At 61.5% G+C, this 12,851-nt stretch carries 13 protein-coding genes; 3 read left to right on the forward strand and 10 right to left on the reverse strand.

The window, feature by feature from the left end; genetic code table 11:
* Positions 1-266: 266 nt before the first annotated feature.
* The 3 genes from nagZ to OGV19_RS15190 are packed head-to-tail and all read right to left on the reverse strand — an operon-like array spanning position 267 to position 2,566.
* Positions 267-1,265 carry a beta-N-acetylhexosaminidase gene (nagZ, locus tag OGV19_RS15180; RefSeq protein WP_264313949.1) on the reverse strand — a complete coding sequence of 333 codons (999 nt, stop codon included), beginning with the start codon at positions 1,263-1,265 and terminating at the stop codon, positions 267-269.
* Between the two features lie 22 nt (positions 1,266-1,287).
* Positions 1,288-1,812, reverse strand: a complete 525-nt coding sequence (locus OGV19_RS15185) for a L,D-transpeptidase (protein ID WP_264309526.1) — start codon at positions 1,810-1,812, stop codon at positions 1,288-1,290.
* A gap of 40 nt (positions 1,813-1,852) precedes the next feature.
* Positions 1,853-2,566: a TetR/AcrR family transcriptional regulator gene (locus OGV19_RS15190; protein WP_264309527.1), complete on the reverse strand. Its 714-nt coding sequence runs from the start codon at positions 2,564-2,566 to the stop codon at positions 1,853-1,855.
* Between the two features lie 206 nt (positions 2,567-2,772).
* On the opposite strand from OGV19_RS15190, the gene lexA reads away from it, so the two are divergent.
* Complete coding sequence (gene lexA, locus OGV19_RS15195; protein ID WP_264309528.1) at positions 2,773-3,381, forward strand: transcriptional repressor LexA; 609 nt, start codon at positions 2,773-2,775, stop codon at positions 3,379-3,381.
* Positions 3,382-3,394: 13 nt separating this feature from the next.
* Positions 3,395-3,871 (forward strand): SOS-induced cell division inhibitor SulA, encoded by a 477-nt coding sequence (gene sulA / locus OGV19_RS15200; RefSeq protein ID WP_264309529.1) that lies wholly within the window; start codon positions 3,395-3,397, stop codon positions 3,869-3,871.
* 50 nt (positions 3,872-3,921) lie between these two features.
* Here the strand turns inward: sulA and OGV19_RS15205 are convergent, their stop codons facing one another.
* The 7 genes from OGV19_RS15205 to OGV19_RS15235 form a co-directional block, all read right to left on the reverse strand.
* Positions 3,922-4,155 (reverse strand): hypothetical protein, encoded by a 234-nt coding sequence (locus OGV19_RS15205; RefSeq protein WP_004376430.1) that lies wholly within the window; start codon positions 4,153-4,155, stop codon positions 3,922-3,924.
* Positions 4,156-4,205: 50 nt separating this feature from the next.
* Positions 4,206-4,721 (reverse strand): DUF6586 family protein, encoded by a 516-nt coding sequence (locus OGV19_RS15210; RefSeq protein WP_264309530.1) that lies wholly within the window; start codon positions 4,719-4,721, stop codon positions 4,206-4,208.
* A gap of 204 nt (positions 4,722-4,925) precedes the next feature.
* Entirely contained in the window at positions 4,926-7,535 is a 2,610-nt protein-coding gene (gene topA, locus OGV19_RS15215; protein WP_264309531.1) for a type I DNA topoisomerase, read from the reverse strand.
* A gap of 100 nt (positions 7,536-7,635) precedes the next feature.
* Positions 7,636-7,887, reverse strand: coding sequence for a DUF1653 domain-containing protein (locus OGV19_RS15220; protein WP_264309532.1), 252 nt, complete (start codon positions 7,885-7,887; stop codon positions 7,636-7,638).
* Between the two features lie 78 nt (positions 7,888-7,965).
* Positions 7,966-9,141 carry an acetyl-CoA C-acyltransferase FadA gene (fadA, locus tag OGV19_RS15225; RefSeq protein ID WP_264309533.1) on the reverse strand — a complete coding sequence of 392 codons (1,176 nt, stop codon included), beginning with the start codon at positions 9,139-9,141 and terminating at the stop codon, positions 7,966-7,968.
* Positions 9,142-9,162: 21 nt separating this feature from the next.
* Entirely contained in the window at positions 9,163-11,310 is a 2,148-nt protein-coding gene (gene fadB / locus OGV19_RS15230; RefSeq protein WP_264309534.1) for a fatty acid oxidation complex subunit alpha FadB, read from the reverse strand.
* A gap of 495 nt (positions 11,311-11,805) precedes the next feature.
* Complete coding sequence (locus tag OGV19_RS15235) at positions 11,806-12,243, reverse strand: hypothetical protein (RefSeq protein WP_264309535.1); 438 nt, start codon at positions 12,241-12,243, stop codon at positions 11,806-11,808.
* A gap of 110 nt (positions 12,244-12,353) precedes the next feature.
* Between OGV19_RS15235 and OGV19_RS15240 the strand changes: the two genes are divergently transcribed.
* On the forward strand, positions 12,354-12,794 hold the full coding sequence (locus OGV19_RS15240) for a universal stress protein (RefSeq protein ID WP_264309536.1): 441 nt from the start codon (positions 12,354-12,356) through the stop codon (positions 12,792-12,794).
* Positions 12,795-12,851 lie beyond the last annotated feature (57 nt).

The raw sequence follows: 12,851 nt of genomic DNA on the forward strand, positions 1-12,851 counted from the left end.
GTACAGCCCTCAAGAGCGGTGCAGTCCTGTGGGAGGAGAAGGCCCGCGCTGGCGGCAAGTCTGCTCGATGGCGGGCAGGCGGGGCAGTGGCGGCTGGGGGATGATGAGATCGAGGCACTGTTTGCCCCCTTGCCCGGGAAGCGCGGCCGCTAGCAGTCAGTACCGGCCTCTTCGCGGGGCAAGCCCGCTCCCACAAAAAATGTACAGCCCTCAAGAGCAGTGCAGTCCTGTGGGAGCGGGCTTGCCCCGCGAAGAGGCCAGATCAGTCAATCGACCAGCTGAGCCTCGCGCAACGCCCCCAGCGCCTCCAGCCAACGCGGCTGCTGACGATAATCGGTACGCGCAAAGCCCTGCCCTCGCATCCGCGCAATGCGCGGTGAAGGCTTGACCTTCAGCCGCTGCGCCGCACTCAGCGCCAGTTCCGCCGCCGCCCGGTCATTGCACACCAGGCCCATGTCGCAACCAGCACTCAAGGCCGCCTCGATCCGGTTGGCCGCATCCCCGACCACGTGCGCACCGGCCATGGACAGGTCGTCACTGAAGATCACCCCGTCAAAGCCCAGCTCACCCCGCAGGATGTCCTGCAGCCAACGCCGCGAGAAACCGGCCGGCTGGTTGTCGACCTGCGGATAGATCACATGGGCCGGCATGACGGCTGCCAACTGCCCGCTGAGCCGGGTGAACGGCACCAGGTCCGCCTGACGCAACTGCTCAAGGCTGCGCTCGTCTGTGGGGATGGCCACGTGCGAGTCGGCCTCAGCCCAACCATGCCCCGGGAAGTGCTTGCCGCAGGCCGCCATACCCGCAGCGTTCATGCCACGGATGAAGGCCGCCGCAAGCTGGGTGGCACGCTGCGGGTCACCTTCAAAGGCGCGGCTGCCGACCACCGCGCTACGCTGGTGATCCAGGTCGAGCACCGGCGCAAAGCTCAGGTCCAGGCCTACCGCCAACACCTCGGTGGCCATCAACCAACCACAGTGCTCCGCCAGAGACTCGGCGTTGTCATTGTCGGCCAGCGCACGCATGGCCGGCAGGCGCACGAACCCTTGGCGCAGCCGCTGAACCCGGCCACCTTCCTGATCGACCGCCAGGATCAAGTCAGGGCGAATCGCACGAATGGATGCACACAGTTCGCGCACCTGGCGCGGGCTGTCGATATTGCGGGCAAAGATGATCAGGCCGGCTACTTCTGGTTGGCGCAGCAGGTGACGGTCTTCGGCGGTCAGCCATTTACCGGCGATGTCCACCATCAGGGAGCCTTGCAGGCTGACGGTCATGGGAAATCCTTCATAGAAGACTTAAAGAAGCCCACTGGGGGCAAGCGGCCTGTTCGATACGCACCCGGCAATGGGCCGGCACCCGGTCGAACAGGTCAAGTAGATCGGTACTGTGCAGGCGTATGCAGCCATGGGACAGCGGCACGCCTAAAGGTTCGCTCAGAGGGGTGCCATGCAGGTAGATATAGCGACGGAACGTGTCAACGGCGCCCAAGCGGTTGACGCCCGGCTCGCAGCCGCTGAGCCAAAGGATACGGGTGAGGATCCAGTCACGCCCAGGGAACTGCGCATGCAGCTCGGGCGACCACACCTCACCGGTCCAGCGCCGCCCACGCAACACAGCGTTCAGCGGCAGGCCCGCGCCAATTTTCGCCCGCACCTGATGCAGACCTCGCGGGGTGCAGCCCGAGCCGTTGCGTTCGCCAGCCCCGTTGCGCGCCGTGGAGACAGCCAGGCGCAGGCACAACCGGCCCTGGGAGAACCCATAGAGGCATTGGTCGGCAAGGGAGATGTGCAAAAGATCGAGATCGGGCATGGGCGCTAGCTTAGCCGAAGCGCCCTGCCCCGCCCAGCCTTCAGGCCTTGGCGGTGGTTGCGCTGCTGCTGGCCTTGCTGCGTGGGCGCAGTTGGGCCGCCGCCATCGCTTCGTCGGTGACCCCGCTGTCGGCGCGCATGCCTGCAGCCAGGAACGGCACCATCAGGCGCATGACCTGCTCAATCGAGGTATTGATGCCGAAATCGGTCTCGGCGATAGCGCGCAAGGCCTTGATCCCGGACATGCTGAACGCCGCGGCGCCGAGCATGAAATGCACGCGCCAGAACAGCTCCAGTGGCGGAACCCGTGGCGCAGCCTCGTTGACCAGCAGCATGTAGCGGCGGAACACCTTGCCGTACATGTCTTCCAGGTAACGACGCAGGTGCCCCTGGCTCTGGCTGAAGGCCAGCCCCAAGAGGCGCATGAAGATGGACAGGTCGTTGTTGCTGCGCGGCTGCACGGCCAGCGCCTGCTCGACGAGCATTTCGAGCAGTTCTTCGAGGCTGGGCTTTTGCTCCGGGCGCGCCTGACGGCGCTCCAGCTCACGCTCCAGGCTGGCACAGAACGGCCCGAGGAAACGCGAGAATACCGCCTGGATAAGGGCCTTTTTGGAACCGAAGTGGTAGTTGACCGCTGCCAGGTTCACCCCGGCCTTGCTGGTAATCAGCCGCAACGACGTTTCTGCGAACCCTCTTTCTGCGAACAACTGCTCGGCAGCATCGAGAATGCGTTCAACGGTTTCGGATTGGGCCATGATTATTCCGCCAGACAAACAGGTGTTTGAAACATACGTTTCAAGCCTGCTTCTGTCAAGGCTCGGTGACTGGGCGGTCGCCATTTAAAAACGCCCACGAGCAAGCTGCAAGCGCCATTCTGGTTGTTTCTTCGTGCAGGGTGCTTGCAGCCTATCCAGTACTGTATATAATTCCAGTCACTGTATAAAAAGACAGAGCGCTCACCATGTTGAAACTGACGCCACGCCAAGCTGAAATTCTCGCGTTCATCAAACGTTGCCTTGAAGACAACGGCTTTCCACCGACACGCGCTGAAATCGCTCAGGAGCTGGGCTTCAAATCGCCCAACGCCGCCGAAGAGCACCTGAAGGCCCTTGCTCGCAAAGGCGCCATCGAGATGACCCCGGGCGCATCCCGCGGCATCCGTATCCCGGGGTTCGAGGCCAAGGCCGAAGAAAGCGGCCTGCCGATCATCGGCCGGGTCGCGGCCGGTGCGCCAATTCTCGCCGAGCAGCACATCGAGCAATCCTGCAACATCAACCCTGCCTTCTTCCACCCTCGCGCCGATTATTTGCTACGCGTGCACGGCATGAGCATGAAGGATGTCGGCATCTTCGACGGTGACCTGCTGGCGGTGCACACCTGCCGCGAGGCCCGTAATGGCCAGATCGTCGTCGCCCGCATCGGTGACGAAGTGACCGTCAAGCGCTTCAAGCGCGAAGGTACCAAGGTCTGGCTGGTTGCCGAAAACCCCGAATTCGCCCCCATCGAAATCAACCTGAAAGAACAGGAGTTGGTGATCGAGGGCTTGAGCGTCGGCGTCATTCGCCGCTGATCCAGGAGGCGCCATGCAGCAGTTCATTCACGCACCCGAGCAAGCCCAGTTGCCATTGTTCGAAGCATTCCTTGCCCAGCCCATTCTGCCGGGCCTGAAAGCCAGCGAGCAGGAACGCAAGAGCAGCCAGCCCGAGCTGTTCAGCGAGCTGTCGCTGCGCGGCGCTGCCGGGCAGTGCCAGAGCCTGTTGGCGCCGGTGCTGCGCGAACTGAGCGAAGAGGACGATGCCCGCTGGTTGACCCTGATCGCCCCACCCACGAGCCTGACCCAGGCCTGGCTGCGAGATGCCGGCCTCAACCGCGAGCGCATCCTGCTGCTGCACCCTCGTGGCAACCAAAGCCCACTGCAACTGACCTGCGAAGCGCTGCGCCTGGGCCGCAGCCACACCGTGGTCAGCTGGCTTGGCAGCGTCAATGCCAGCGCGCGTCAACTGCTGCTGCGCTCTGCCAGTGCCGGAAACGCACAAAGCCTGAACATCCGCCTCGGCTGATGTTCAGGCTTTGCCTGTCATTCAGAAACCGCTGATGCCATGCACCGGGGTCAATGCAGAACGCGAGGGCCTTCGTCGCGTTCGAGCTCGCCATCCATCAGCCGGCCCGCCATCTGCACACCGACACTGAGCATGGCCTTGGCCACTTCCACATGCTGACCCTGCAGGAACGCCTTGGCGTCTTCCGAGAAATCCAGGGTTACCAGAGAGCCCTCATCCTCCGCACGACGCAGTTCGATCCGGCCATCAGGCAACTCGACAATTTCCAGAAAAGACGTAGACATAAAAGGCTGTTCTCCACGAAAGGCCAGCATTGTATCAGCCGCGGCGGCTATCAGCACTCACTCAACGCGTCACGGAAACGTCTCACCAAGCTTTTAAGGTTGCTCCGCCAGCTTTCCAGCGTTTCTCGCGACAGTGCTGGCTGCTCGGGTTCATCGAGATTGACGGCCTGAATCAGCGGCTGAGTGACATCGGTTTTAGGCGTTTTCTTCGCGACCGGTGGTCGGAACAAATCGGCATAAGCACTGAGCAGTTGCGCCAGCCAGGTTTCGCGTTGACGGGCCAATTCCAACAGTTCGGCCACCTCGGGGATGGCGATGCCATTCAGCGCATCGTCGGCAAGCAGTTGCTCGACACTTGGCCCTGCCGACAGGCGATAGAAGCCACCGATCTCATGGCACAGGCCCAGAAGCGCGCCGTACAGGTGGAACAGTGCCGATTCGCGCTCAGCCTGGACCAAGCCTTGGGCGTTCATGGCCTGACCCTGTTCGGCTTTGGCCATGGACTCGAGCGCGAGGCCGGCGAAGAACAATTTCTGGTTGGTGCGGGTGTAGAGTTCCTGGGCCATCTCGAGTGACCTCCCTGAAGGCTGGTAAGCGATTAGGATCAGTTTCAGGGATGGTCTGGCTGGCCGCAAGCTGAATGTCGCTTAAACAACTGGGGCCGCTTCGCACCCCTTCGCGGGCAAGCCCGCCCCCACAGGAACTGTGTTGAGCCTGTGGGAGCGGGCTTGCCCGCGAAGGGGCGCGAAGCGGCCCCAGTTCAGCGCCTATCAGCGCTTGTCTTCAACCTTCCACGCGTTACCGTCGTAGAACGCCTTCCACCCCGTCGGCTTGCCATCGACCTCGGACTGCACATACTGCTCCTTGGTCTTGCGGCTGTAGCGAATCACCGTCGGGCGGCCTTCCGGGTCCTTCTGCGGTGCATCGCAGAGGAAGTGGTACTTCGGATCGATCTCATGCTTGTGCGGGACGATTTCCATCACCAGCGGTGCACGTGTCTCGCGGTTTTTCGGGAACTGGCTGGCCGCCAGGAACAACCCCGAAGCACCATCACGCAGCACGTAGGTGTCATCGACTTTCTCGCACTTGAGTTCCGGCATGTCCACCTTATCCATCTTCGGTGGCGCCGCCTCACCGCTCTTGAGCAGCTTGCGGGTGTTCTTGCACGCAGGGTTGGTGCAACCGAAGAACTTGCCAAAGCGGCCGGTCTTCAATTGCATCTCGCTGCCACACTTGTCGCACTCCAGGCTCGGCCCTTCGTAGCCCTTGATGCGGTAGCTGCCTTCTTCGATCTCGTAGCCAACACAATCCGGGTTGTTACCACAGATGTGCAGCTTGTGCTTCTCGTCCAGCAGGTAAGCGTCCATTGCCGTGGCGCAAATCGGGCAACGGTGCTTGCCCAGCAGCACACGGGACTCCGACTCACCCTCGTCATCCGCCGCGATCTCGTCACCTGGCACCAGGTTGACGGTTGCCTTGCAACGCTCCTTGGGTGGCAGGCTGTAGCCCGAGCACCCCAGGAACACGCCGGTCGAGGCGGTACGGATCATCATCGGGCGACCACATTCCTTGCACGAAATGTTGGTCATGGTCGGCTGGTTGGCACGCATGCCGTTTTCCGCCGACTCGGCCGTCTGCAGCTTCTTGCTGAAGTCGCCGTAGAACTCGTCGAGCACGTTCTTCCAGTCACGCTCGCCCTGGGCCACGTCGTCGAGGTTCTCTTCCATGCCGGCCGTGAAGCCGTAGTCCATCAGGTTGGAGAAGCTCTCGGACAAGCGCTCAGTGACGATGTCGCCCATCTTCTCGGAGTAGAAGCGGCGGTTGTGCAGGGTCACATAGCCACGGTCCTGGATGGTCGAGATGATGGCGGCATAGGTCGACGGGCGGCCGATGCCGCGCTTTTCCATTTCCTTGACCAGGCTGGCCTCGGTGAAGCGTGCCGGCGGCTTGGTGAAGTGCTGGCTCGGGTCGATCTGGATCAGCTTGAGCGCCTCACCCTGGACCATTTCCGGCAGCACATCGTCTTCGCCAGGCTTGCTCTGTTGCGGCAACACGCGGGTGTAACCGTCGAACTTGAGGATACGGCCCTTGGCACGCAGCTCGAAGTCGCCAGCGGCCACCGTGACGCTGGTGGACAGGTACTGCGCCGGCGGCATCTGGCAGGCCAGGAACTGGCGCCAGATCAGCTCGTACAGGCGCTCTGCATCGCGCTCCATGCCACTGAGCTTGGTCGGATGGGTGTTGACGTCGGAAGGACGAATCGCTTCGTGCGCCTCCTGGGCGCCTTCCTTGCTGCCATACACCAGCGGGTTTTCCGGCAGGTACTCTTTGCCGAACTCACGCTCGATGTAGCTGCGCGCCATGTCCAGGGCGTCTGCCGAGAGGTTGGTCGAGTCGGTACGCATGTAGGTGATGTAGCCCGCTTCGTACAGACGCTGGGCCATCATCATGGTTTTCTTCACCCCGAAGCCCAGGCGATTGCTCGCCGCCTGTTGCAAGGTGGAGGTAATGAATGGCGCCGATGGCTTGCTGCTGGTCGGGCGGTCTTCACGCTTGACCACGCTGTAGCTGGAAGCCTTCAGCTTCTCCAGCGCGGCCATGGCCTGTGCTTCGTTGAGCGGCTTAAAGGCCTCGCCCTTCTCGCGCGCCACTTCGAAACGCACCTTGGCGTTCTTGGCGGTGCCCAGGTCGGCGTGGATCTCCCAGTACTCTTCGGGGATGAAGGCACGGATCTCGCGCTCGCGCTCGACCACCAGCTTCACCGCGACCGACTGTACCCGGCCTGCGGACAGGCCACGGGCGATCTTGGCCCACAACAGCGGCGAAACCATGTAGCCCACCACGCGATCGAGGAAGCGCCGCGCCTGCTGGGCATTGACGCGGTCGATATCCAGCTCGCCCGGTTGCGAGAAGGCCTCTTGAATGGCCTTCTTGGTAATTTCGTTGAACACCACGCGCTTGTAGCGGGTGTCGTCACCCCCGATGGCTTCGCGCAGGTGCCATGCGATGGCCTCCCCTTCGCGGTCCAAGTCGGTTGCGAGATAGATGGTGTCAGCATCCTTGGCCAGGCGGCGCAGCTCTTCGATCACCTTTTCCTTGCCAGGCAGGATCTCGTACTTGGCCTTCCAGCCGTGGTCCGGGTCGACACCCATGCGTGCCACCAGTTGGCGGCGTGCCTTTTCTTTCGGCGAAAGGGCCGGCGCCTCACCCGCTGCCTTACCACGCTTGGCGGCCGGCTCTTTGCTCGCGCTGGCCGAACCGCTGGTGGGGAGGTCTCGGATATGGCCGATACTCGACTTCACCACGTACTGGTTGCCCAGGTACTTGTTGATGGTCTTGGCCTTGGCCGGGGATTCCACAATGACCAGCGATTTGCCCATGGATCGGAGTATTCCTGAATCTGAAGATAAAAAACGCGTCAGGTGCCAGACGCGGCACCGCTATATATAGTGGCAAAAGAGTGAGGTCAAGCGCGGTCGATCACTCGTGCGACTTGCCAAGCAACCCTGGCAGCCCTTCTTCGGCCTTGACCAAAGCAAAGCGTGGCACCTGCTCGCCGTCAACCTCGACGGACTCCAGGAACATCGAAAGGGGTCGTACCCAGAACCCATATTCACCATACAGGCATTGGTAGAAGACCATCCACTCTTCGGTCTCGGAGTGCTGTGCAACACTGAAGACACGGTACTCAGGCCCCTTGTAGTGCCGGTATACGCCTGGCTGTATCTGCATGTCGCTCACCCTCTTGAATAAAACTTGTAAAAAACAAAAACCGGGGCACAAGGCCCCGGCTGCTGTCCCGCAACGCGATCAGACGCGCTCGAACACAGTGGTGATGCCCTGGCCGAGGCCCACGCACATGGTCGCCACCCCCAGAGTACCGCCATTTTGCTTCATGACGTTGAGCAGGGTGCCGGAAATCCGTGCCCCAGAGCAACCGAACGGGTGGCCCAACGCAATGGCGCCGCCGTGCAGGTTAACCTTCTCATCCATCTTGTCGAGCACTTTCAAATCTTTGAGCACTGGCAAGGCCTGTGCAGCGAAGGCTTCGTTAAGCTCGAAGAAGTCGATATCGGTAATGGCCAAGCCGGCACGCTTGAGGGCTTTCTGGGTCGCCGGCACCGGTCCGTAGCCCATGATCGCCGGGTCGACACCGGCCACGGCCATGGAGCGAATCACCGCCAATGGCTGGATGCCCAGGTCCATGGCGCGCTGGCCAGACATGACGATCATGCACGAAGCACCGTCGGTGATCTGCGACGAAGTACCCGCGGTGACGGTGCCACCTTTGGGGTTGAACGCAGGTTTCAGCGACGCCAGCCCTTCAAGGGTGGTTTCCGGGCGAATGGTCTCGTCAAAATCGAAGACCTTCAGGAAGCCGTTCTCGTCATAGCCCTGCATCGGGATGATCTCGTCCTTGAACTTGCCCTCGACCGTCGCCTTGTGCGCAAGCTGGTGCGAACGCACGCCGAACAAATCCTGCTGTTCGCGGGTGATGCCGTGCATTTTGCCGAGCATCTCTGCAGTCAGGCCCATCATCCCGGATGCCTTGGCAGCATGCAAGGACAGGTGTGGGTTAGGGTCGACGCCGTGCATCATGCTGACGTGGCCCATGTGCTCGACACCACCGACCACGAACACATCGCCGTTGCCGGTCATGATCGCCTGGGCGGCGGTGTGCAGCGCACTCATTGACGAGCCGCACAGACGGCTGACGGTCTGCGCCGCCGAGGTGTGCGGGATCGGCGTCATCAGCGATGCCATACGGGCAACGTTCCAGCCCTGCTCCAGGGTCTGGTTGACGCAGCCCCAGATCACGTCTTCGACTTCTTTGGGGTCAACCTTGCCGTTGCGCTCCAGCAGCTGGGTAATCAGGTGCGCGGACATGTCTTCGGCGCGGGTGTTGCGGTGCATGCCACCCTTGGAGCGGCCCATTGGCGTGCGACCGAAGTCGACAATCACCACGTCTCTTGGATTAAGGCTCATATCAAATCTCTCGCTCTACGCTCAGTTGAAGAAGCGCTGGCCGTTCTTGGCCATTTCGCGCAGCTTCGCGGTCGGGTGGTACAGCGGCCCCAGGTCGGCATACTGATCGGCCAGGGCGACGAATTCGGCAACACCGATCGCGTCGATGTAGCGCAGCGCACCCCCGCGGAAGGGAGGGAAACCAATGCCGTAGACCAGGCCCATATCGGCTTCGGCGGCGGTTTCGACGATGCCGTCTTCCAGGCAGCGCACGGTCTCCAGGCACAGTGGGACCATCATCCAGTTGATGATGTCTTCGTCAGTGACTTCACGCTGCTCGAACACGATCGGCTTGAGCACATCGAGTACGGCGGCATCGAACACTTTCTTCGGCTTGCCGCGCTTGTCGGTCTCGTAGGCATAGAAGCCCTTGCCGTTCTTCTGGCCCAGGCGGTTGGCCTCGTACAGGGCGTCTACCGCCGAGCGGCGCTCGTCTTTCATGCGGTCAGGGAAGCCTTCGGCCATGACGTCACGACCATGGTGACCGGTGTCGATGCCGACTACGTCCATCAGGTACGCAGGGCCCATGGGCCAGCCGAATTTCTCCATGACCTTGTCGATACGCACGAAGTCGACGCCAGCGCTGACCAGCTTGGCGAAGCCGCCGAAGTACGGGAACAGCACGCGGTTGACCAAAAAGCCCGGGCAGTCGTTGACCACGATCGGGTTCTTGCCCATCTTCTTGGCGTAGGCCACGGTGGTGGCAACTGCCACATCACTGGACTTCTCGCCACGAATGACTTCGACCAGCGGCATCATGTGCACCGGGTTGAAGAAGTGCATGCCGACGAAGTTCTCGGGGCGCTTGAGCGCCTTGGCCAGCAGGTTGATGGAGATGGTCGAAGTGTTGGACGCAAGGATCGCATCCTCTTTCACCTGGCCTTCGACTTCTGCCAGTACGGCTTGCTTGACCTTCGGGTTCTCGACCACGGCCTCGACGACGATATCGACGTTGGCGAAATCACCGTAGGACAGGGTCGGACGGATGGCGTTGAGCGCTTCAGCCATCTTCGCCGGGGTCAGGCGGCCCTTCTCGACGCGATTGCCGAGCAGCTTGGAAGCCTCGTTCAGGCCCAGCTGGATGGCGTCCTCGCGGATATCCTTCATCAGGATCGGCGTGCCCTTGACCGCCGACTGGTAGGCGATGCCGCCACCCATGATGCCGGCGCCGAGCACGGCAGCCTGCTTCACGTCGTGGGCGATTTCGTCATGGGCCTTGGCCTTGCGCTTGAGCTCCTGATCGTTCAGGAACAGGCCGATCAGGCTCTCGGCAACCGAGGTCTTGGCCAGCTTGGCAAAGCCTGCCGCCTCAATTTCCAGGGCCTTGTCACGGCCGAAGTTGGCGGCTTTCTGAATGGTCTTGATGGCTTCGACCGGGGCCGGGTAGTTCGGGCCAGCCTGGCCGGCGACGAAGCCTTTGGCTGTCTCGAACGCCATCATCTGCTCGATGGCGTTGAGCTTGAGCTTTTCCAGTTTCGGCTGGCGCTTGGCCTTGTAATCCAGCTCGCCGCTGATGGCGCGCTTGATCAGGTCCAGGGCACCGGCCTTGAGCAGGTCAGGGGCGACCACGGCGTCCACGGCACCTACCTTCAGGGCCTCTTCGGCACGGTTTTCCTTGCCGGCGGCAATCCACTCGACCGCGTTGTCCGAACCGATCAGACGCGGCAGGCGCACGGTGCCGCCGAAGCCTGGGTAGATACCCAGTTTGACTTCAGGCAGGCCAATCTTGGCGCTGCTGGACATGACCCGATAGTCGGCCGCCAGGCACATTTCCAGGCCACCGCCCAGGGCGATGCCATTGATGGCGGCAACGGTCGGCACGTCGAGGTCTTCGAAGGCACTGAAGATGCGGTTGGCTTCCAGGTTGCCGGCTACCAGCTCGGCCTCGGGCAGCTTGAAGTTGTCGACGAATTCGGTGATGTCGGCGCCGACAATGAACACGTCCTTGCCACTGCTGACGATCACTCCCTTGACCGAAGCGTCGGCCTTGATGGCATCGACCGCTTCGCGAAGCTCGTTCAGGGTCAGGCGGTTGAATTTGTTGACGGACTCACCCTTGAGGTCGAACTTGAGTTCGACGATGCCACTTTCAAGAGCCTTAACCGTGATGGCTTTACCTTCGTAAATCATCAACTGATCTCCACGATATGGAAGCTAACTGTACACGCCGGTCGCTGCTGCATAGGCAGGCCATGCCGCCCTGCCCCAGGCACACCCGTCAGCGCGCTAGTCGGGACTATGAACGAGCCGTGTGACATACAAACGCTCAATTCATACGCCCGTTTGATTTGGGTGTGCACACATTCTCCGAAAAGATCAGCGTTGTCAAATGCTCACGCACAGGTCGAAAACACGACTTTCCGGTCATTTTGTAGTGTCTGGGTACAAAGCATGACGTCAGTGATCACTGGTCATTCATGTCAGCGATTGGCCATGAGACGAGGGCGTCGTCCTGCACGGGAAACTTTTTCGAGCACATCGTCGGCGGCCGACTACACTGCCAATGGCTTCAAGCATTCCCGGCCTGCCTGGCCTTTTTCTGCGCAGCAGAACGCAAAGCGGCGACTTGGCACCCCACCCCTTCAGGGGCTCTGCCAAGCCGCCGCTTTGTCGTTAAACGATGTGTCAGGCGAGGGTGTCGAGGACGTGCGCAATATCCTGCAATACAGATTTATCGCCCCGCTCGGTCCAGTACAAGGCAATCATGCGGGGGTCGGCTTCAACCTTGTAAACGCTTGCCGGCAAGCGCGCAAAGGCCTCGGCAAGACGCGGCTCTTCACACGGCTCACGCCACTGGTTCAACCACACGCCTGGCGTGATCTGCCAGTAGCAGAAGCTGTCCTCGCGCCCTCGGCTGCGCCCCCGATGGTACTGCGGGCAAGGGCTTGGCGGCTCCCTTTCAAGCCAATGCGGCCACTGCTGGGGCGCCAGCTGCATGGCCAGGCCCATGCGCCGCGCTTCCAGGCGCAGGCTCATCTGCTCACTCTGCTTGCGCGAGGTGCGCAACCAGGAAAGCGGGCTGAGAATCAGCGCAAGGATTGACACCACCAGCAATACCGTCATATCAGTAGACCCCATAAAGCGTTGCAAATGAGCTGGTTAGCCATTTTTCACGGAAGACCCGCCCGAAAGCGACCATACTTCTTCTATCGCGATTGTCAGGAGTACCACTCATGTCCTACGAACATATTCTGGTCGCCGTCGACCTGACCGAGGAATGCGACCCGGTGATCAAGCGCGCCATGACATTGGCAGCGCCCTCCAACGCCAAGGTCTCGCTGGTGCACATCGTCGAACCGATGGCCATGGCGTTTGGTGGTGACGTGCCCATGGACCTGTCGCAACTGCAACAGCAGCAGTTCGACCAGGCCAAGGAGCGCATGGACCGCCTGTTCAACAAATACCCGGACATCAAACGTGGTGATTCTCACCTGACCTACGGCCAGCCACGCCAGGAAATCCACCAACTGGCCAAGGACCAGAAGTGCGACCTGATCGTGGTCGGCAGCCATGGCCGACATGGCCTGGCGTTGCTGCTGGGTTCCACCGCCAACGATGTGCTGCATGGCGCGCCATGCGATGTGCTGGCGGTGCGGCTACTGAAGAAAGAATGATTTAACCCTTACCGGCCTCTTCGCAGGGCAAGCCCGCTCCCACACGATTACCACTGC

It is taken from the genome of Pseudomonas putida, assembly GCF_025905425.1.
Lineage (GTDB): Bacteria > Pseudomonadota > Gammaproteobacteria > Pseudomonadales > Pseudomonadaceae > Aquipseudomonas > Aquipseudomonas putida_AF.

What these genes read in the sequence shown, in the direction of transcription:
- OGV19_RS15185 (WP_264309526.1), bottom strand. Translation starts at nt 1,812, where the DNA reads ATGCCCGATCTCGATCTTTTGCACATCTCCCTTGCCGACCAATGCCTC.
- OGV19_RS15190 (WP_264309527.1), bottom strand. Translation starts at nt 2,566, where the DNA reads ATGGCCCAATCCGAAACCGTTGAACGCATTCTCGATGCTGCCGAGCAG.
- lexA (WP_264309528.1), top strand. Translation starts at nt 2,773, where the DNA reads ATGTTGAAACTGACGCCACGCCAAGCTGAAATTCTCGCGTTCATCAAA.
- sulA (WP_264309529.1), top strand. Translation starts at nt 3,395, where the DNA reads ATGCAGCAGTTCATTCACGCACCCGAGCAAGCCCAGTTGCCATTGTTC.
- OGV19_RS15205 (WP_004376430.1), bottom strand. Translation starts at nt 4,155, where the DNA reads ATGTCTACGTCTTTTCTGGAAATTGTCGAGTTGCCTGATGGCCGGATC.
- OGV19_RS15210 (WP_264309530.1), bottom strand. Translation starts at nt 4,721, where the DNA reads ATGGCCCAGGAACTCTACACCCGCACCAACCAGAAATTGTTCTTCGCC.
- topA (WP_264309531.1), bottom strand. Translation starts at nt 7,535, where the DNA reads ATGGGCAAATCGCTGGTCATTGTGGAATCCCCGGCCAAGGCCAAGACC.
- OGV19_RS15220 (WP_264309532.1), bottom strand. Translation starts at nt 7,887, where the DNA reads ATGCAGATACAGCCAGGCGTATACCGGCACTACAAGGGGCCTGAGTAC.
- fadA (WP_264309533.1), bottom strand. Translation starts at nt 9,141, where the DNA reads ATGAGCCTTAATCCAAGAGACGTGGTGATTGTCGACTTCGGTCGCACG.
- fadB (WP_264309534.1), bottom strand. Translation starts at nt 11,310, where the DNA reads ATGATTTACGAAGGTAAAGCCATCACGGTTAAGGCTCTTGAAAGTGGC.
- OGV19_RS15235 (WP_264309535.1), bottom strand. Translation starts at nt 12,243, where the DNA reads ATGACGGTATTGCTGGTGGTGTCAATCCTTGCGCTGATTCTCAGCCCG.
- OGV19_RS15240 (WP_264309536.1), top strand. Translation starts at nt 12,354, where the DNA reads ATGTCCTACGAACATATTCTGGTCGCCGTCGACCTGACCGAGGAATGC.